This is a genomic window from Agrobacterium leguminum, assembly GCF_005144435.2.
Taxonomy (GTDB): Bacteria; Pseudomonadota; Alphaproteobacteria; order Rhizobiales; family Rhizobiaceae; genus Agrobacterium; species Agrobacterium leguminum.
This window is the reverse complement of record NZ_CP120212.1, coordinates 1,375,767-1,395,048: the sequence shown is the minus strand read 5'-3', so window position 1 is coordinate 1,395,048 and position 19,282 is coordinate 1,375,767. Positions and strand designations below refer to the sequence as shown.

The 19,282-nt window shown below is 60.9% G+C and carries 16 protein-coding genes; 8 read left to right on the top strand and 8 right to left on the bottom strand.

What is annotated here, in order from left to right:
• Positions 1-77 precede the first annotated feature (77 nt).
• Positions 78-932: a LysR family transcriptional regulator gene (locus CFBP4996_RS21025; RefSeq protein ID WP_162936051.1), complete on the top strand. Its 855-nt coding sequence runs from the start codon at positions 78-80 to the stop codon at positions 930-932.
• A gap of 20 nt (positions 933-952) precedes the next feature.
• Here the strand turns inward: CFBP4996_RS21025 and CFBP4996_RS21020 are convergent, their stop codons facing one another.
• On the bottom strand, positions 953-1,564 hold the full coding sequence (locus CFBP4996_RS21020; protein ID WP_080853923.1) for a 3'-5' exonuclease: 612 nt from the start codon (positions 1,562-1,564) through the stop codon (positions 953-955).
• A gap of 82 nt (positions 1,565-1,646) precedes the next feature.
• Here CFBP4996_RS21020 and CFBP4996_RS21015 point away from each other — a divergent pair, with 82 nt between their 5' ends.
• From CFBP4996_RS21015 to CFBP4996_RS21005, 3 genes are read left to right on the top strand one after another with little or no spacing between them, the layout of a single operon-like run.
• Positions 1,647-2,741 (top strand): PspA/IM30 family protein, encoded by a 1,095-nt coding sequence (locus tag CFBP4996_RS21015; protein ID WP_137396280.1) that lies wholly within the window; start codon positions 1,647-1,649, stop codon positions 2,739-2,741.
• Positions 2,741-3,400 (top strand): OB-fold-containig protein, encoded by a 660-nt coding sequence (locus tag CFBP4996_RS21010; protein ID WP_020811314.1) that lies wholly within the window; start codon positions 2,741-2,743, stop codon positions 3,398-3,400. Before CFBP4996_RS21015 ends, CFBP4996_RS21010 begins: the two co-directional genes overlap by 1 nt.
• 6 nt (positions 3,401-3,406) lie before the next feature.
• Positions 3,407-5,098: a flotillin family protein gene (locus CFBP4996_RS21005; RefSeq protein ID WP_080853925.1), complete on the top strand. Its 1,692-nt coding sequence runs from the start codon at positions 3,407-3,409 to the stop codon at positions 5,096-5,098.
• A 137-nt stretch (positions 5,099-5,235) separates the two neighbouring features.
• Here the strand turns inward: CFBP4996_RS21005 and CFBP4996_RS21000 are convergent, their stop codons facing one another.
• Positions 5,236-5,787 (bottom strand): TetR/AcrR family transcriptional regulator, encoded by a 552-nt coding sequence (locus CFBP4996_RS21000; RefSeq protein ID WP_080853926.1) that lies wholly within the window; start codon positions 5,785-5,787, stop codon positions 5,236-5,238.
• Between the two features lie 78 nt (positions 5,788-5,865).
• Between CFBP4996_RS21000 and CFBP4996_RS20995 the strand changes: the two genes are divergently transcribed.
• Positions 5,866-6,747 carry an alpha/beta hydrolase family protein gene (locus CFBP4996_RS20995; protein ID WP_080853927.1) on the top strand — a complete coding sequence of 294 codons (882 nt, stop codon included), beginning with the start codon at positions 5,866-5,868 and terminating at the stop codon, positions 6,745-6,747.
• Between the two features lie 160 nt (positions 6,748-6,907).
• A complete protein-coding gene (locus CFBP4996_RS20990) occupies positions 6,908-7,690 on the top strand; it encodes a pyrroline-5-carboxylate reductase (RefSeq protein WP_080853928.1) in 783 nt (260 codons plus the stop codon).
• A 54-nt stretch (positions 7,691-7,744) separates the two neighbouring features.
• Here CFBP4996_RS20990 and CFBP4996_RS20985 read toward each other — a convergent pair whose 3' ends face one another.
• From CFBP4996_RS20985 to CFBP4996_RS20960, 6 genes are all read right to left on the bottom strand, one after another.
• Entirely contained in the window at positions 7,745-9,343 is a 1,599-nt protein-coding gene (locus CFBP4996_RS20985) for an MFS transporter (protein ID WP_020811319.1), read from the bottom strand.
• Entirely contained in the window at positions 9,340-9,780 is a 441-nt protein-coding gene (locus CFBP4996_RS20980; protein ID WP_080853929.1) for a DoxX family protein, read from the bottom strand. The genes CFBP4996_RS20985 and CFBP4996_RS20980 overlap by 4 nt, the downstream gene beginning before the upstream one ends.
• Positions 9,781-9,969: 189 nt before the next feature.
• On the bottom strand, positions 9,970-11,952 hold the full coding sequence (locus CFBP4996_RS20975; RefSeq protein ID WP_080853930.1) for an amidohydrolase: 1,983 nt from the start codon (positions 11,950-11,952) through the stop codon (positions 9,970-9,972).
• Positions 11,952-12,242, bottom strand: a complete 291-nt coding sequence (locus CFBP4996_RS20970; RefSeq protein ID WP_003523921.1) for a XapX domain-containing protein — start codon at positions 12,240-12,242, stop codon at positions 11,952-11,954. The genes CFBP4996_RS20975 and CFBP4996_RS20970 overlap by 1 nt, the downstream gene beginning before the upstream one ends.
• Before the next feature lie 71 nt (positions 12,243-12,313).
• Positions 12,314-13,006, bottom strand: a complete 693-nt coding sequence (locus tag CFBP4996_RS20965; protein ID WP_080853931.1) for a hydrolase — start codon at positions 13,004-13,006, stop codon at positions 12,314-12,316.
• 143 nt (positions 13,007-13,149) lie between these two features.
• A complete protein-coding gene (locus CFBP4996_RS20960; RefSeq protein ID WP_003523923.1) occupies positions 13,150-14,082 on the bottom strand; it encodes a VOC family protein in 933 nt (310 codons plus the stop codon).
• 119 nt (positions 14,083-14,201) lie between these two features.
• Between CFBP4996_RS20960 and CFBP4996_RS20955 the strand changes: the two genes are divergently transcribed.
• Complete coding sequence (locus CFBP4996_RS20955) at positions 14,202-15,101, top strand: LysR family transcriptional regulator (RefSeq protein ID WP_080853932.1); 900 nt, start codon at positions 14,202-14,204, stop codon at positions 15,099-15,101.
• A gap of 809 nt (positions 15,102-15,910) precedes the next feature.
• The gene (locus tag CFBP4996_RS20950; protein ID WP_233283587.1) at positions 15,911-19,243 is read left to right on the top strand and encodes a beta strand repeat-containing protein; all 3,333 of its coding nucleotides are present in this window, start codon (positions 15,911-15,913) and stop codon (positions 19,241-19,243) included.
• Positions 19,244-19,282 lie beyond the last annotated feature (39 nt).

The following is a 19,282-nucleotide window of genomic DNA, read 5'->3' as shown; positions in this document are numbered from 1 at the left end:
GGCACGCTAGACAAAGCTTGACCATAACTGAATTGGATGATTGGCTATTTCAGAGACAACAAATTGGAATAATCGATATGAGCACGCTGGATGTGGAGGCCGTCGAAGCCTTCGTTACCATCGCCGATATGCAGAGCTTCACCCGTGCTGCCGAAGCGCTTGGCACCACCCAGGGCGCCATCAGCGTCAAGCTCAAACGACTGGAAGACAGGCTCGGCCAGCGGCTGCTCGAACGCACACCGCGCTCAGTGCGGCTCTCAGCGCAGGGCGCGGTGTTTCTGGCGCCTGCCCGCGAGTTTCTCGCCGCGCATGACCGGGCGCTGGCGGGTCTTTCCTCCCCGCGCCGCCGCTTCGGCCTTGGCATCGCCGCCCATGTGGCGGGACCGGAGGTTCCGACCCTGCTTGCACGTCTCAACGACCATGACCCCGGACTTACGATCGAAGTGCGCATGGATCATTCCCGATCCCTGCTGGACGCCTTCGACCGTGGGGAGATCGATGCGGCAATCATCCGGCGCGAGGACGACCGGCGCGACGGCGAGGTGCTCGGGCCGGAACATTTCGGCTGGTATGCAACCCCGCAATTCGAACACCGTCAGGGTGAACCGCTGCGGCTGGCGGCACTCTCTCCCGCCTGTGGCGTGCGCGACATCGCCACCCGCACCCTCGACGCGGCTGCGATTGCGTGGACGGAGGTGTTTCTCGGCGGCACATCGTCGATGGTGACCGCCGCCGTCTCGGCCGGGCTTGCGGTTTCCGCCTTCTCTTCCCGCCTCGCACCGCCCGGCACGGTGGAGGTCAGCCAGCGTTTTGGCCTGCCGCCCCTGCCCTCCACGGAAATCATCATGTTCTCCACCCTGACGGACAGCAGATCCCGGGAAGCCTTACGCACGCTCGCCGCCGCCTTTCGCGAACATCGGCCGGGATCGTGACGCAATCCGTCTGACACCGGCTAAACGCCGAACACCTCCGGCGTCAGTTTTCCGCCCCTCAGGAGATGTTGCAGCGTATAGGAAACCGAAAGCGCATCATCGAGCGCATCGTGCCCCTGCAATGGCGGATGCTCGACACCGTAATAATCGGCCAGCCTGTTGCTCGGCGTTTTTGCCAGCTCCTCCACCGGCATTCCCGCTGCAAGCAGAAGTTTGACGGCATTGTCGAAACGCTTGGCAGGGATGGGCGGCTGTATGCCGGCGACATAGCAGCTGATCGCCAGCATATTCAGCTCGTCCTTGCCCCATGACCAGCATTGGGCACCTTCCGTGAAACTGTCGAAGCTTGAAAGGGCCTCCTGCAAGAGAACGCCTTCCGCTTCGATGATTTCCCCGGTGATACCCGTCAGCCGGGTGAAGAACGGATCGATCGCGTATCTTCCGCCATGACGGTCGACCGGACATATATAGGCCTTATAGGTCCCCAGAAACGGAAAATCGCCCTCCAGCCCAAGCCTGACGGCACCAATCTGCGCAATAACCGGATCGGGATCATGAGCCGCACACCAGAACCTGCGCTGGGAACCTTCCAGGCAGAGGAACTCGCAGTCGAATATGATTGCTTTTTTCATGAACCAGCCTTTCATTTCGCATGGGCCATATCTTGAAAGCACAAATGAAGTGCTTTATATATTTCGCATGAGCACGAAACTTTTGTCCAACGTTGTCCTGGCACTGAATCTCTCGGAGGGGAACCGCTCTTCTCTCGAAGAAACGCTCCTTGCCTATCGGCGGGCGATGGCGATCCTTGACCGGACTGAAGGCGCCAATCTCGTAGCCCTGCATGCCGCAGCTTATGAAGAGATCAGGGTCAAGACCAGCCTTCCTTCCCGCATGGTGACGCTGGCTCTGCGCGACCATAGCCAGCGCGATCCGCAAGAGCCGGTGCGGGACATTCCGCTCGACAGCAAGCTCTTTTCGGTCAAGGGGCCGGATACGGTGAGCATCGCCACCCTCTCAGGCCGCGTCGTGGTGCCCTATACCGTTCGTGGCTATCACGACGGCTGGAATGACTTTTCAGAAGCGCGCCTCGTGTTCGAGGGCGAAACCATCAGCATCCATGCCGGAATAAAAACCGGCTTTCAACCAAACAGGGAGGCTTCGATGAACAATGAAGGTATTCTTGGGCGACTCGGGCGTGTCATCGCCGGTGTCATGAACAATGCTGTCGATGCGGCGGAGGCGTCCAATCCGGTTGCGGTAGCGCAGCAGGCGGTGCGGGAAATCGCTCAGATCGCCGATGAGGCCCGATCCGCGCTTGGCGTGGCGGTCGCAGCCGGCCATCGCTTGAAAGCCAAGGCCGCCGATCTCGACGAAGAAATTCGCGACCTCGACGACAAGATCAGGATCGGACTTGAAAACGGCCGCGAGGATTTGGCCCGCGCGGCAACCGGGCTGCAGATCGATCTGGAAGCGCAGCGGGAAGCGCTGAACAAGGCGATACTCGAGAACGCTGCCGAAATTGCCGAGGCGGAAACCACATTGCGTAGCATCGCTTCCGCAAAGGCGGATGCGCAAAAGCGGCTTGAGGACGCCAAGCGCGCCGAACGCATCGCACCGGCAACCGATACGACCCCATCCCAGCGCAACGACCGCCGTCTGGCTGATGCGCTCGACGCCATCGAAAGAGTAACCGGCACCCCCGCCAAGCCCAATAACGGAACGGCGGAGGTTGAAGAACTCGGCCGGATGCAGCGCCAGAGCGCCATCGAAGCACGGCTCAAGGCATTTCGTGAGGGGCAGCGCTGATGGAGAGCATTGTCCAGCCAGGCACTGCTCCCTTCTGGATCGCCTTGCTGACGGTCTTCGGCCTCGGCATCGTCGAACTCGTCTCGGTCCTTCTTGGTGTATCGGCTTCGGGACTGCTTGACGACAACTTCAGTTACCACGCGCCCGGCGATGCCGAGGCGGGGTTACTCGGCAGCTGGATGTCCTGGCTTAATGCGGGCGGCGTGCCGCTTCTTGTTCTGGCAGTCATCCTGCTCTCGGCTTTTTCCGTCGCCGGGTTCTTCATTCAGGGGATCGCTTCCGCAACGCCGCTCGGGCCCTTGCCACCCTATCTGGCCATGACCGGTGCCATTGCCGCCGCCCTGCCGGCCACGCGGTCACTCAGCCGCGCTGTTGCGAAGGTCATTCCACGCGATGAGACAAACGCGCTCGAGCAGACCGATTTTCTGGGACTTGTGGGCACGGTCACCATCGGGCCTCTCGATCAGGGCAAGCCCGGCACCGTGCGGGTCAAGGACCGGCACGAGAATATTCACTTCCTGCGCACACAGGCTGCATCCGGTCACACGATCGATACGGGTGCGCAGGTATTGATCGTCGACGGTGCGGACGGGCTTTTTCAGGCCATTCCCGTACCGACGGACCTGGAAATTCACCATAGCGGGCATCATAGGGGCTAACTCACCATGGATTTCTTTTCTCTGGGCCTGATTGCGGGGGCCATCGTCACGGCCATCGTCGTCATCGGCATCATCATGACATCGCTCTACACGCGGTCGACACGCGACAAAGCCTATGTAAGGACCGGCCTCGGCGGTAAGAAAGTCGTTCTCGATGGCGGCGCCATCATCCTGCCGATCTTCCATTCCTATTCCTGGGTCTCTCTCAGCACATTGCGGCTGGAAGTGAAAAGATCCGAACATGAATCCCTGATCACCAAGGATCGCATGCGAGCCGACATCACTGCCGAATTTTACGTGCGGGTTAAACCCGATGCAGAAAACATCGCACTTGCCGCCCAGACACTCGGCGACCGGACAAATGATGCCGATGCGCTGAAGTCACTGGTCGAAGCGAAATTTGTCGACGGTTTGCGCTCGGTTGCCGCGACCATGTCGCTGCGCGATCTTCAGGAGCAGCGTGCCGAATTCGTCAAATCCGTGCAGGCGGCCGTCGCGCACGATCTGCAGTCCAACGGTCTGGAACTGGAATCGGTCTCGCTGACACGGCTCGATCAAACCGATATCAAGCACTTCAACCCCAACAACTCGTTCGACGCGGAGGGCCTGACGGCGCTCACCCGGATCACCGAAGAGCGTAAACGCGAACGCAACCAGATTGTCCGCGACAACGAAGTCGAAATTGCCACGAAGGACCGCGAAGCGGTGCTGCGGCGCTTGACCATCGAACGCGAACAGCGCGATGCGGAGCTGACGCAGGAGCGCGATATCGCCAACAAGACGGCGGAAACGCGGGCGGAAGCGGCAAGGGCCGAGCAGGCGGCCCGCCTCAACGAGGAAACGGCAAAGCTCGATACGGAACGCGGCATCGCCGAACGGGATGCTCAAGCCCGCCAGGCGCGTGAAACTGCCCGCATCGAAGCCGAGCGCGGTATTGCCGAACGCGAGGCGGAAGCGCGCAAGATCACCGAAACGGCGCGAATCGAAGCCGCTATCGCCGTGGCACAGAAGGTGGAGCAGGAACAGGCCGCCCGCGCCAAGGCGGACGAAGCCAAGGCTTCCGCCATCACTGCGGAAGAACAGGTGGCAACAGCCCGCGAAGTGGAAATAGCCGAACGCGCCAAGCGCATCGCCGTGATCGACGCCCGCAAGGCGGCAGAGCAGGAGGCGACGGCCATCACGGTAAAGGCGGAAGCCGAACGGCAAGCCGCCGAAAACCTGGCTGCCGCCACCAAGATCGGCGCCGAAGCCGAGGCACAGGCCGCGAAAATCCGTGCCGAAGGCGTCATCGCTCTCGGCGATGCAGAGGCGCAGGCGGAACGCGCAAAGAACGATGCACGCAATGCGCTATCGGGCGACATCATCGCATTCGAGCTCGCCCGTGCAAGGATCGCCATCATTCCCGAAGCACTTTCCGAGGCGATGAAGCCCATCGAGAAGATCTCCGATATCCGCATCTTCAGCGCGGGTAATCTGGCCGGCGCCCTCGGTGGCGGCGGCGACGTCAAAAACGGCAATGGCCTCGGCGATCTTTCGAGCCAGCTTCTGAGCTTCACTGCGCAAAAGCCGGTTCTTGACGAAATCCTTGCACAGGCCGGCTTCAAGGGTACGGACCCGACACAGGCTCTGCTGGCTGCATCAATCGCGAACGCCACGGATCAGCCGACACCGGGAAAGCAGCAGACTAAAGAGACGTAAAAGTTCTATTCTCTTCTACGACAACAAGCGCGGTCAGCCTGAAGGCGGCCGCGCTTTTCATTTATTCCGCAGCATGCGGCACCACAAGCACTGATGGCTCCGATCAGGCCTCCGCGTGAAAACGCATCGGCATACGCCTAGGCAGACTGAAGCAGGCTGCTCTCCAGCGTCTTAAACGACGTGACATCCTGACGGGCCAGCGAAACAACCCACGCGCCCTGCAGCCCGATCACCAGTCTTTCGGCATCGGCCTGCGGATCGTGACTGCCCAGGCGACTTGCCTGTGCTGCGATCCTTGCGGTCCAGTCGTTGAGCACATCCGCACCGATCTGGCGCAAATCGGGCTTTTCATCGCCGGCCTGAAGGATGCTGAGCACCGGGCAACCCATGATGCGGCCATTTTCCTGCGAGAGGCGGACTATCGCACGGCACAGCGCCACCGAGCCCGAAGCGAAGCTCTCCGCGTCCTCGAAACTCGCATCGATCAGCTCTGCGACCTTCCGGCCCGCCCATCGCGTCGCCTCGGCGGCAAGCTGCTCCTTGCCACCGGGAAAATGATAATAGAGAGAGCCTTTCGGCAGGCCTGTCTCCGCGAGAATTTCAGCCAGTCCCACACCCGCATAACCGCGCCGCCGAAACAGCGCGGAGGTGGCTCGTATCAAAGCGTGGCGGTTCTTGCTTTCGTCCATTCGCCTGTTTTAGGCGCCGTAGACCGTTTGGTCCAGAGATGTTATTAGACCAAACGGTCCAGGAGGAGGAAGGGATGGATGACTGATATTGCAGAGAGCCGGGAGATCGACATTGTTTCGGAAGGGCACAGGCTCGCCGGCCGGTTCTTTCCGCCCAGGGGGCCAGCCCGCGCGCATCTTGTCCTTCACGGCGCAACAGGTGTTCCGGCGCGCTATTATCGCGCCTTCGCCACATGGGCGGCCGCTCAGGGCATCGGTGTCCTGACCTATGATTATCGCGATTTCGGCGCATCCCGACAACGCCCCGTCCGCGAAAGCCGGGCCACCATGGCCGACTGGGGAATTGCCGATCAAACAGCGGCCGAGGCCGCACTTTGCGAGATAGCACCGGAAGGCCCCCTCTGGCTGCTCGGCCATTCCCTCGGCGGGCTGACATTTCCTTTTCGACGCCATGACGAACGGCTTGAGCGTGTCATCACCATCGGTTCGGGCTTTGCCCATGTCAGCGATCATCCATGGACCTATCGGCCCACGGTTATCGCCTTCTGGTATCTGCTTGGGCCTGTCAGCACGACACTCGCCGGCTATCTTCCCGGCCGAAGGCTGCTACTGGGTGCGGATCTGCCCGCCGGAATCTACTGGCAATGGCGGCGCTGGTGCACGAGCCGGGATTTCTTCCGGCGCGATATTGGCAAATCGCTGCCAGAACCGGATTTTTCCGCCACCCGCTTCGATCTGCGCATGATGACGATGGCAGACGATGTGGTGGTGCCGCCCGCCGCCGTCTGGCGTTATGCCGACGTTTTCCCGCAGGGAAGCGTCAACCGCAGAACCCTGCGCCCGGAAGAATTCGGTCTCACCTCGCTGCGCCATATCGAGGTCATGTCAGAGCGTGCAGCACCTGCATGGCCGGCGATATTGGGGTTGGAAGAAACGCGCACGGGGAAGGATGTGCATTGATTTTACGGTGCCCGATTAGCTGTGTTCCGGTCCGTGACCGTATTGATCAGCCGGCATAAACCGGGCGCGGCTCCGCCCCCACCGCAAATTTCCCCCTCTGCTTGTCGACAATTCCGGACGGAAAAATTAGCATCACGCGAAACGCCGCAGCGGAGCAATCATGTCACTTCCCCAGAAAATCGGTTTTATCGGAACGGGAGCCATCACCGATGCGATGGTCAGGGGCCTGCTCGCCAGACCTGCCGCCGTGCCGCATGTCATGGTGTCCCAGCGCAGTGCCGATATTTCCGCGAGGCTTGCCGCCGATTTCCCGCAGGTGATCGTCTCCGGCGACAATCAGGCAATCGTCGATGGCTGCGATACCGTCATGCTGGCTATCCGGCCGCAGATCGCTGAAGAAGTCATCCAGCCGCTGCGGTTCCGGGACGGGCAGAAGATCGTCAGCGTCGTTGCCGCAACCGGCCGCGAGGCGCTTCTTGAGTGGATCGGCGCGGATGTGCGTCTCAGCCAGGCGATCCCGCTGCCCTTCGTTGCCCGGCGCAAGGGCGTCACCGCCATTTATCCTGCCGATACGGATACGGCTGCTATGTTCAACGTGCTCGGCAATGCGGTGGAATGCGAAACCAAGGCGGAATACGATCTTCTGGCCGCCGCCAGCGCTTTGATGGCCACCTATTTCGGCATCATGCAAACGACGACGGAATGGCTTGCCGAGAACGGTCTGCCGGAAGAAAAGGGGCGCGCCTATCTCGCGCCCCTCTTTGCCGGCCTTTCCGAGGTGGCCCTGCTTGCCGGAAGCAGGACGGATTTCATCGATCTCAGCCGCGAATTCGCCACCAAGGGCGGCCTCAACGAGCAGGTGCTGCTGGATTTCGACGGCAAGGGCGGCTCAGGGGCGCTGAAAGATGCACTGAGCCGTGTATTGGAGCGGATCACGCAATAATCGGACAATCGCATGGCAACAACGAAAAAGGGGCCTTTTCGGCCCCTTTCCGTTTTACGCCTTCCCCGGCCGGTTGATTGTGAGGAAGTGCCGCACCACCGGCTTTTCCAGCCCGGAATGATAAGCCAGCACCTTGCCCTGCAAATCCGCATCCGCGTGGGAAACCCGCTTGTGCTGGCGCAGATGCTCGGCCCAGGATTCCACCATGAACCATTCGACGATCTTCTGCGGATCGGCGGAGTCCTCCGTCACGCCCCAGCCATAGGCGCCATCGCGGCGACGCTCCTGTGAAAGTTCATCCAGCGCATGCAGGAAAGCGGAGCGGTGATGCTTTTCGACATTATATTCGATGAGGATCAGAACCGGGCCGCGATCATGGGCCACCGGCTCGGCAACGAGCGGTTCGGGCCAATGGTTGGACGGCACCATATCCGCATCGCCGGCAGGCAGTTTCAGGCGGTGCATGACGAGACCGGCAATGAAAAGGCCGGCCGCACCGATCAGCAGCGTGCCCGGCACACCCGCCGCTTCACCCACCGCACCCCAGCCGATGCTGCCCGCTGTCATCGCACCGTTGAAGACGGTGAGATAGACGGCGAGACCGCGGCCACGCACCCAGTTTGGCAAGATCGCCTGGGCCGCGCCATTCAGCGTCGTCAGCGCCGTGATCCAGGCACCGCCGAGAAACAGCAGGATGACGATGGCAAGCCACTTTGGCGGCGCAAAGGACAGCCCGGCCATGACGAGCGCGGTGGTGAGAGCCGCACCCAGCAGCAGGGCATCGGCATCGAACCGGTCGCGCAGCTTCGGCATGACCAGCGCACCGCCGATGGCGCCGGCCCCGACAGCGCCGAGCAGGATACCGTAGAAGCTTGCATCTCCGCCGAGCAATTGCCGGGCGACCAGAGGCAACAGCGCCCAGACGGCACTGGCGAATGCAAAGAAGATCGCAGCCCGCAGCAGGACGACATGCAGCGGCCGGCTGGCGCGGGTGTAACGAAGGCCCGCCCGGAATGCGCCGAAGAAACCTTCGGCCAGTGCATCATTGGCGTTCTTCGCCCTTGGCCACCATAGAAGCGCGGCGATGACAACGAAGTAGCTTGCGACATCGGCACCATAGGTGAATGCCGCCCCGAAGGCCGCAAGCAGGATGCCGCCGGCGGCGGGACCGATGGAACGGGCGATATTGATGCCCAGCGAGTTCAGCGCCACGGCGCTCTTGATATCCTCACGTTTCACCAGCTCCGGCACGATGGCCTGCCAGGTCGGCCCCATCAGTGCCGCACCTATACCGCCGAGGAAGGTTAGCCCGATCAGCGCGCTGACGGACAACAGGCCGGTATGGGAAAGAACCATGAGGGTGACGCTGACCGAGGCCAGCAGAAGCTGGACCGCGATCAGGAACTTGCGGCGGTCGAGAATATCGGTCAGCACGCCGGCCGGGATCGCCAGAAGAAAGATCGGCAGGGTTCCGGCCGCCTGAACCATGGCGACGGCCGCCGGCGAAGCAGAAAGATCGGTCATCAACCATGAACTGGCGACATCGCGCATGAAGCTGCCGGTATTGCCGAGCACCGTCGCCGCCCAGAGGACAGCGAAAACCGGTTGTGCAAGGGGAGCAAAGCTGCTCGCCGAGGATTTTGCGGCACTCATTTGCCTGTTCCTTTCGTGAGATCGATTGCGGCGACGATGATGAAGGCACCGGCAAGGCCAAGATGCTCGAAGAAGGCGTTGGTGGCCATCATGCGGTCCATGCCGGGCGCCATTTCCCAGAAGCGGAGAGCGATGAGGGTGGCGAGAAGCGTGAAGCCTGCAAGCACCAGAGCACCGGCCCAGCGCAGGAAACCCGACACCACCAGAGCGGAGGCGGTGAGCTCGAACAGGATGACGACGACAGCGAATGCGACCGCCGGCTGAAGGCCAAAATGGTTCATCTCGGCAATCGCACCGGGGAAGTCGAAGATCTTGGTCAGCGGCCCCTGAATATAGGCCGAGCAGAGCGCCAGAAGCGCTAAGGTTTTTGTGGCGGGTGCGGCAACGATATCCGCGAGAAGCCCGCGAAGGCGAAGGGTTGAAGACGGCTCAGTCATTTTCTGCTCCTGCGATCTGGCCGGTCGGTTCGAGCGGCGCTGCGTTCATCTGATGGAGCGATATTGGCGCAAAGGATTACCGCCAACAATTGCATCAATAGTTTCGATATAATTGCGCACTATGCAATATTCTCGGGCGCATCGGGCAGCGGCGATCCGCTGCCCGGTGGATCTTCTGCTGGCCGCAGCTCAGACTGCCCAGCAAGAGCAGCCCAGCGCTCCGAAGAAGCCCTTCAGATCGGCAATCGGCAATTTCGACGTCCATGCGCCGGCATGGTCGTGGCCGTGAACGCCGCAATCATTGGCGCAGCCGCAGGAGGAGATCGCGGCCCGTCTGAGCGAGTTCTTTCCGGCGCCCTGCGGTTCACCCCAGGCGGCATAACCGCCGAAGGTTCGCACAGGCGACCAGTCGGGCATCGCCGGCGGGATATTGCTTTCATCCAGCGTTCTGAAGTCACCGGCGCCATAAACGATCTTGCCGCCCACCATGGTCAGTTCCGAGGTGAGGAAGGAAATCTCATCTTCCGCGCAGGAGAAATAATCCTTGTCCGGCACCACGAGATCGGCGAACTGGCCTTTTTCGATGCGGCCCTTCTTGCCTTCCTCATTCGAGAACCAGGTGACTTTTTCGGTCCACATGCGCAGCGCCGTCTCGCGGTCGAGGCAATTGGCGCGCGGATAAAGCTGCATGCCGCCGACAGTCTTGCCCGTCACCATCCAGAACAGCGACACCCACGGATTATAGGAGGCGACGCGCGTTGCATCCGTACCGGCCGAAACGTTCACGCCCTTTTCTAGCATCCGCGCAATCGGCGGTGTGGCTTCCGCCACGCCCTGGCCGTAACGCTCGACGAAATATTCGCCCTGATAGGCCATGCGGTGCTGGGTGGCGATGCCGCCACCGAGGGCTGCGATACGGTCGATGGAGCGGTCGGAGATGGTTTCGGCATGATCGAAGAACCAGTTCAAGCCTTCGAGCGGAATGTCCCGGTTGACCTTTTCGAAGACATCCAGCGCCCGCGAAATCGTCTCGTCATAGGTGGCGTGCAGACGCCACGGCCAGCGGTTTTCCGCCAGAATCCGGACGACGTCCTCGAGCTCGCCTTCCATTTCCGGCGGCATGTCCGGGCGCGGCTGGCGGAAATCCTCAAAATCGGCAGCGGAAAAGACCAACATTTCGCCGGCACCATTGTGCCGGAAATAGTCGTTGCCCTGCTTGTATTTGACCGATGACGTCCAGTTGAGGAAATCTTCCTTCTCCTGTTTCGGCTTCTGCGTGAAGAGGTTGTAGGCCAGCCGAACCGTCATCTGGTTCTCATCCGACAGTTTCTGGATCACCTCGTAATCGTCAGGATAATTCTGGAAGCCGCCGCCCGCATCGATCACGCCGGTCACGCCCAGCCGGTTCAGCTCGCGCATGAAGTGGCGGGTGGAATTGACCTGATAATCGAGCGGCAGCTTCGGCCCCTTGGCAAGCGTCGAATAGAGGATGCCGGCATTCGGCTTGGCCAGCAGCAGGCCGGTCGGATTGCCGTTCGCATCGCGGGTAATCTCACCGCCGGGCGGGTTCGGCGTATCCTTCGTGTAGCCGACGGCGCGAAGCGCCGCGCCGTTCAGCAGCGCCCGATCGTAAAGATGCAGCAGGAAGACCGGCGTATCCGGCGCCACCGCATTGATCTCCTCGATGGTCGGCAGGCGCTTTTCGACGAATTGATGCTTGGTGAAGCCGCCGACGACCCGCACCCACTGCGGCGCCGGGGTGATCGCCACCTGACGCTTCAGCATGTCCATGGCATCGGCAAGCGAGCGCACGCCGTCCCAGCGCAGTTCCATGTTGAAGTTCAGGCCGCCGCGCACGACGTGGGTGTGGTTGTCGATCAGGCCGGGCAGAACCCGCTTGCCCTTCAGGTTGATGATCTTCGTATCCGGCCCGGCAAGGGCCATGACCTCGGCATCGCTTCCCACCTCCAGAAACAGCCCATCCTTGATGGCGACTGCCGTTGCATTCGGATTGCCGCGGTCGAGCGTCGTGAAGCGGCCATTGTGAAGGATCGTATCTGGATGCATGGAAGAACCTCCGGTCTTGATGGGATCAGCGGCCTTGGCCGGCGAAAACAGATTCGGAAAGGCAAGGCTCGAGGCCGCGCCAAGGAAGGTGCGTCGTGTCGGCATCAGCTTCTCTCCCGCTCGGTCGGCTGTTTAACTTCGGCGAGACCCGTGGTTTCAGCGCCACCCTTCGGCATATGGCCGAACATGTGCGGCTTGATCTGGTTGATCCACGAAACGACGGCCGGTTCCTTGCCGGCGATCGTCTTCGCGAAAGGAATGATCTGCTCTCCAACCAGGATGCCGAGCAGGCCGACGAGAGCGATGACGGGCGGTGCGGGAGAGCGCACATTGAGCAGGCTGTAAACGATACCGACCAGCAGGCCGGCGCCAAGGGACAGAAGATAGACTTTCATGGGAACCTCCTGATGGGTGAAAGCCGCACCGGGCTGGATGGCGATCCTGCCGGTGCGGCGCGGTTGAAAGCTTATTTCTTGGCCGGGTTGGGGCCGATGCGCTTGCCGTGCTTGACGCGCTCTTCGCCGCCATGGACATGGGTGACGGCATAGTCGATGCCCATGCCGTAGGCGCCGGAATGTTCCTTCACCAGCGAGGTGACGGCGTCATAGGTTTCCTTGCGTGCCCAGTCGCGCTGCCATTCGAGCAGCACCTGCTGCCAAGTGACGGGAATGATGCCGGCCTGCACCATGCGGTCCATGGCATATTTGTGCGCATCGACAGAGGTGCCGCCGGAGGCGTCCGCCACGATGTAGATCTCGTAATCCGCGATATCGTGGAGCGCGGAGAGCGCAAAGGTGGTGTTGCACACTTCCGTCCAGAGGCCGGAGACGACGATCTTCTTGCGGCCGGCCGCCGCATTCTTCGCCAGCGCATCGCGGACATTCTGGTCATCCCAAGAATTCATCGAGGTGCGCTCGAGAATGTCGTTTTCCGGGAAGACCGCGAGCAGCTCCGGGAAGGTGTTGCCGGAGAAGCTTTCCGTTTCGACCGTGGTGATGGTCGTCGGGATATTGAAAATCTTTGCCGCCTTGGCGAGGCCGACGACATTGTTCTTCAGGGTTTGCCGGTCGATCGACTGCACACCGAAAGCCATCTGCGGCTGCTGGTCGATGAAGATGAGCTGGCTGTTGGCGGGGGTAAGGACTTCGAGCTTGGACATTTTCAGTTCTCCGTTCAGGTGGTGATTGCCGATCTGCGGCGGTGGAAATTGAGAAGGCTTCGCCGGCCGGCTGCCCGGCAGGGGCAGCCGTCTTGAAAAGCGAGGATCTATCTTGGTCAGTGGATGCGGATCAGAGACCCGCTTTATGCTGCAAGCGGAGCGAGGTTCGCCTCGATCTGATTGCGGAAAGGCTCGTAGCGGTTCGGCAGCTTGAGCGCTTCGCCCAGATGCGCGGTATCCTCGTCACGGTCGAAACCGGGTTCATTGGTGGCGATCTCGAACAGGATGCCGCCCGGCGTGCGGAAATAGATCGCCCAGAAATAATCGCGGTCGATGACGGGGGTGACCTGATAACCCGTATCCATCAGCGCCTTGCGCACTTCCAGCTGCTTTTCGCGGTTTTCGACTGCGAAGGCGATATGGTGGACCGAGCCTGCTCCCGACCGGGCAAAGGGTGTCTTGGGCAAGGCTGCAAGATCGATCGTATCTGCCCCGTTGCCGCCGGGAATGACGAAGCGCGTCACATTGCCTTCAACGTCAGTCCGCTCATAACCCATGAAACGCAGCAGTTCTTCGGTTGCGGCAGTGTCATGCAAATTAAAACGTGCGCCGGTGAAACCGCGTATGGCGTTGTCTTCGGAAATTCCCTCGGCCAGCCAGGCAGCACGGGCGTCATCGCCTGTTTCGATCAGTGCAAGGCCATCGCCATCGGGACCGGTGAAGCGCAGGCGATTGGCGCCGAAGACCGTGTCGGCCTGAATGCCGGCGGCGCCTTTGGCAAGGAGACGCTCTTTCCAGAAGCCCAGCGAACCCTTCGGGATGGAAAACTGCGTCTCGCCCACTTCGCCGACGCCGGGACGGCCGGCCATCATGTTGGCGAAGGGAAAATAGGTCATGACCGTGCCGGGCGTTCCCTTTTCGTCGCCGTAATAAAGGTGATAGACGCTGGGTTCGTCGAAGTTGACGGTTTTCTTCACCCGGCGCAGGCCGAGCGTATCGGTGAAGAAACTGTTGTTCTGCCGCGCATCCGACGCCATGGAGGTGACGTGGTGCAGGCCCTTGATATCCTTGATCATCATCGGCGCCTTTCGTCTTTGGTGTGTCCGTTTCGATGGACAAAGATGTAACCCGCTTGATTGCATCGCGGAATTGCAATATTTTTCTCGAATGAATTGCGATTTTTGAAATAATGGCGATGAACGATCACAAAGCTCTCAAAACCTTTCTGATGGCGGCCGAAAAGCGCAACTTCGCGCAGGTCGCCCGCGAACTGGGCATGACGGCAGCTGCCGTCACCCGTGCGATTGCCGCGCTTGAAGATGATCTGGGTGTGCAGTTGTTTGTCCGCACCACACGCCAGGTGTCGTTGACGACCGACGGCGCCGTCTTCGCCGCACAGATCCAGCCGGCGGTCGAGGCGCTGGAGAATGCCCGGCGCGATGTCCGCAACGCCCATAAGGCGGATGAGGGACGTCTGAGGATCAGCGCGCCGACATGGCTCGGCAAGACGGTGCTGCCGCCGATCCTGTCCGGCTTCCGGGAACTCTATCCGAAAATGTGCTTCGAAATTTCGCTCTCGGACGGCCTGATCAATATCGTGGATGACGACTACGATCTGGCGATCCGCATTTCGTCGGCCCCATCGGACAAATTCACCATCTGGCGCAAGATCAGGGCCGTGCCAAGAATATTGGTGGCGGCCCCGGGCAGCCGGTTTACGCAGATGGAACATCCAAGCGAACTGACCCCTGACGATTGCCTTGCCTATAGCGGTGAAAGCCGGCGGGAGAACTGGGTCCTGTCGGACGGCGGATCGAGCATCGCCATCTCGGCCGGCCGCGCATTCAGCGCCAATAGCGGTGAGGTTCTGGCCGATATGGCGGCGGAAGGCGCCGGTGTGGCCATGCTGCCGGGATTTCACATCGCAGAACATATCCGCAGCGGCCGGCTCGTTCATGTCCTGCCCGGCTGGGCGCCGCCCGAACTCTGGCTGACACTCTATTATCCGCCCTATCAGGCGCTGCCGCCCCGCATCGCGACGTTCTCGAAATTCTTCGAAGAGCAGTTGCCGGCACATATGGTGATGCTGGACTAGGCCCGCACCACGCTTTCTCCGGCATGGGGCGGTCACAAATCCACGCACCGCCACGGCCCGCGCACCAAGATCGGGATTGTTCCTTCACGGCACCGGATGGATGGTCGATGACGGGAACGACCCGTCGCTTTCGATATCCGATTTCTTGAATGGCGTCGCCGAATCATCGCGCGACCCGTGCCCGTCCGTCCAAAGCATTGCCGTGGCCCGGAAACCGGAAATAACAGCTTCCGCTTCGAAAAAACTAACTACACGGCACCCGAAATAAAGGCGACAAAGCAAAGCATTGTCCGATTCTGGCAGCCGTTACATAGGCGGGTCAGCTCCCGGCAAGCATCGCAGGACAGTTTTAGACGAAAATAACGGTCAAACCCTTGCGCTCTCTCCCCTCCAAACGGATACTACTTATCCGGGAGCGGTCACGTCTGATTGCCCGCAGTGGAAGCTGATCGAATCGATAGTTAGCTTCGTAATTTTATACTCTATAAGACTCTAAGATACGCAAACATCAAGAATAAAATGCGCCGCCTCCAAATATTAACTAGGCTTTAAATGTTGGCCTGATATGACACGCACGTCGCGAAAATCTTAAGCGGCAGAAATTATTAAGCGGCATTCGCACAAGCTAGCGTGGAAAATCCGGGCCCCCTTCTCCGGCTCGAATTGCATGATGCGTTTCCAGCGCAGGTTCACATGAGCCATGTTCTCCACAATTTCGCTTTATTTGCGGATGTCGGACCGCTGTCATCACGGGCAGTGTCTGGCAGCAGATAGGCGTGACCAGTCGCCATCCGGTAAAGGACACGTTCATGACTTCGATTCTCTCCTCACTGTCTGCTGTGCAGATTTCCAAGCTTTCCACCTCCACGATCGCCAGCCTAACCTCGGAAGACGTGAATGCGCTGGACAGCACCAAGATCAAGGCCCTCTCGTCGTCTCAGATCGCTTCTTTGAGCACAGATAACCTTGCTCTTTTCAGCTCTGAAGATCTCCGCGCCATTTCGGTAAGCGCCTTCAAGGGCTTGACGCTGACCCAGATCGCAAAGCTGAGCTCCGCTCAGATCAGCGGCCTGTCGGCGTCTCAGGTTACGGCGCTTTATACCAGCCAGATCGATGCCCTCTCGACCGACCAGATCAAGGCTCTCAACTCGGCTCAGGTCGCCGGTCTCAGCTCCGCACAGGTTGCGACCCTGAACAGCAGCGAACTGGCACTCTTCTCCTCCGACGAGATCAAGGCCATCAGCGCCAATGCAGTCGCCGGCCTTTCCGCAGCAGCGCTCGCTGCTCTCAGCACCGAAAACGCCGCCGCCCTGACAAAGTCTCAGATCGCCGCCCTGTCTTCGACGCAGCTTAACGCCCTGTCTTCCGATAGCCTTGCCACCTTCTCCGCCGACGAGATCAAGGCCATCAGCACCAAGCTCCTCGCCGGCCTCGACGTCACCAAGCTGAGCACCGGCAACGTCGCCGCCCTGAGCAGGACGCAGATTTCGGCGCTTTCCTCGGCACAGTTCGCAGCCCTGTCGACGGACCAGATCAAGGCCCTCAACTCCGATCAGGTCGCCGGTCTCAGCTCCGCTCAGGTCGCAACCCTGAACAGCAGCGAGCTGGCATTGTTCTCGACCGATGAAATCAAGGCCATCAGCGCCAACGCCATCGCCGGTCTTACCCTGGCCGGTCTCGGCACTGAAAACGCCGCCGCCCTGACCAAGACGCAGATCGCCGGCCTGTCTTCGACACAGCTGAACGCCCTGTCTTCCGAGAGCCTTGCCACTTTCTCGACCGATGAAATCAAGGCGATCAGCACCAAGGCCCTCGCCGGCCTCGACGTTACCAAGCTGAGCACCGGAAACATTGCCGCCCTGAGCAGAACACAGGCCGCAGCACTGTCCTCCGCACAGTTTGCAGCCCTGTCGACCGACCAGATCAAGGCCCTCAACTCCGATCAGGTTGCAGGCCTCAGCTCCGCGCAGGTTGCGACCCTCAGCAGCAGCGAGTTGGCACTCTTCTCGACCGACGAGATCAAGGCGATCAGCGCTAACGGCATTGCCGGTCTTTCCGCAGCAGCACTCGCTGCTCTCAGCACCGAAAACGCTGCCGCCCTGACCAAGACGCAGATCGCTGGCCTGTCTTCGACGCAGCTCAACGCTCTGACTTCCGATAGCCTTGCCACTTTCTCGACCGACGAGATCAAGGCAATCAGCGCCAGAGCCCTTGCCGGCCTCGACGCCAGCAAGCTGAGCACCGGCAACGTCGCCGCCCTGAGCAGAACGCAGGCCGCAGCGCTCTCCTCGGCACAGTTTGCAGCCCTGTCGACGGACCAGATCAAGGCCCTCAATTCCGATCAGGTCGCCGGCCTCAGCTCCGCGCAGGTCGCAACCCTGAACAGCAGCGAACTGGCACTCTTCTCGACCGATGAAATCAAGGCGATCAGCGCCAACGCCGTTGCCGGCCTTTCCGCAGCAGCGCTTGCTGCTCTCAGCACCGAAAATGCCGCTGCACTGACCAAGACGCAGATCGCTGGCCTGTCTTCGGCACAGCTCAACGCCCTGACTTCCGATAGCCTTGCCACTTTCTCGACCGATGAAATCAAGGCGATCAGCACCAAGGCCCTCGCCGGCCTCGATGTCACCAAGCTGAGCACCGGTAACGTCGCTGCCCTCAGCAAAACGCAGATCACGGCACTGTCCTCGGCACAGTTCGCGGCCCTCTCGACCGACCAGATCAAGGCCCTCGGCTCGGAACAGGTTTCCGGCCTCAGCTCTGCTCAGGTCGCGACCCTGAGCAGCGCCGAACTGGCTCTGTTCTCGACCGATGAAATCAAGGCCATCAGCGCCAATGCTGTCGCCGGCCTTACCCTGGCTGGTCTCGGCACTGAAAACGCCGCCGCTCTGACGAAAACGCAGATCGCCGGCCTGTCTTCGACGCAGCTTAACGCTCTGTCTTCCGACAGCCTTGCCACCTTCTCGACCGATGAAATCAAGGCCATCAGCACCAAGGCCCTCGCCGGCCTCGACGTCACCAAGCTGAGCACCGGCAACGTCGCCGCCCTCAGCAAAGCACAGGCGGCAGCGCTCTCTTCGGCGCAGTTCGCAGCCCTGTCGACCGATCAGATCAAGGCCCTCGGTTCGGAGCAGGTCTCCGGTCTCAGCTCCGCTCAGATTGCGACCCTGAGCAGCGCCGAACTTGCTCTGTTCTCGACCGATGAGATCAAGGCCATCAGCGCCAATGCTGTCGCCGGCCTTACCCTGGCTGGTCTCGGCACTGAAAACGCCGCCGCTCTGACGAAAACGCAGATCGCCGGCCTGTCTTCGACGCAGCTTAACGCTCTGTCCTCCGAGAGCCTTGCCACCTTCTCGACCGATGAAATCAAGGCCATCAGCACCAAGGCCCTCGCCGGCATCGACGTCACCAAGCTGAGCACCGGCAACGTCGCCGCCCTCAGCAAAGCACAGGCGGCAGCGCTCTCTTCGGCGCAGTTCGCAGCCCTGTCGACCGATCAGATCAAGGCCCTCGGTTCGGAGCAGGTCTCCGGTCTCAGCTCCGCTCAGATTGCGACCCTGAGCAGCGCCGAACTGGCTCTGTTCTCGACCGATGAGATCAAGGCCATCAGCGCCAATGCTGTCGCCGGCCTTACTCTGGCTGGTCTCGGCACTGAAAATGCCGCTGCACTGACCAAGACGCAGATCGCCGGCCTGTCTTCGGCACAGCTTAACGCCCTGTCTTCCGAGAGCCTTGCCACCTTCTCGACCGACGAGATCAAGGCGATCAGCACCAAGGCCCTCGCCGGTATCGACGCCAGCAAGCTGAGCACCGGCAACGTCGCCGCCCTCAGCAAAGCACAGGCAGCAGCGCTCTCCTCGACGCAGTTCGCAGCCCTGTCGACCGACCAGATCGCAGCCCTCAACTCCGATCAGGTCTCCGGCCTCAGCTCCGCTCAGATTGCGACCCTGAACAGCACTGAACTGGGCCTCTTCTCGACCGACGAGATCAAGGCCATCAGCGCCAATGCCATCGCAGGCCTTTCCACCGCTGCCATAGCTGGTCTCAGCAGCAGCCAGGCCGGTGCGCTCTCGGCCCAGCAGCTGAAGGTCATGAACGATGCACAGGTCGAGGCGGTCATCAAAGCCTACAAGGCAGTATAAGCCTTAAACGACCCGACAAAACCTACGACGCGGCTCAGG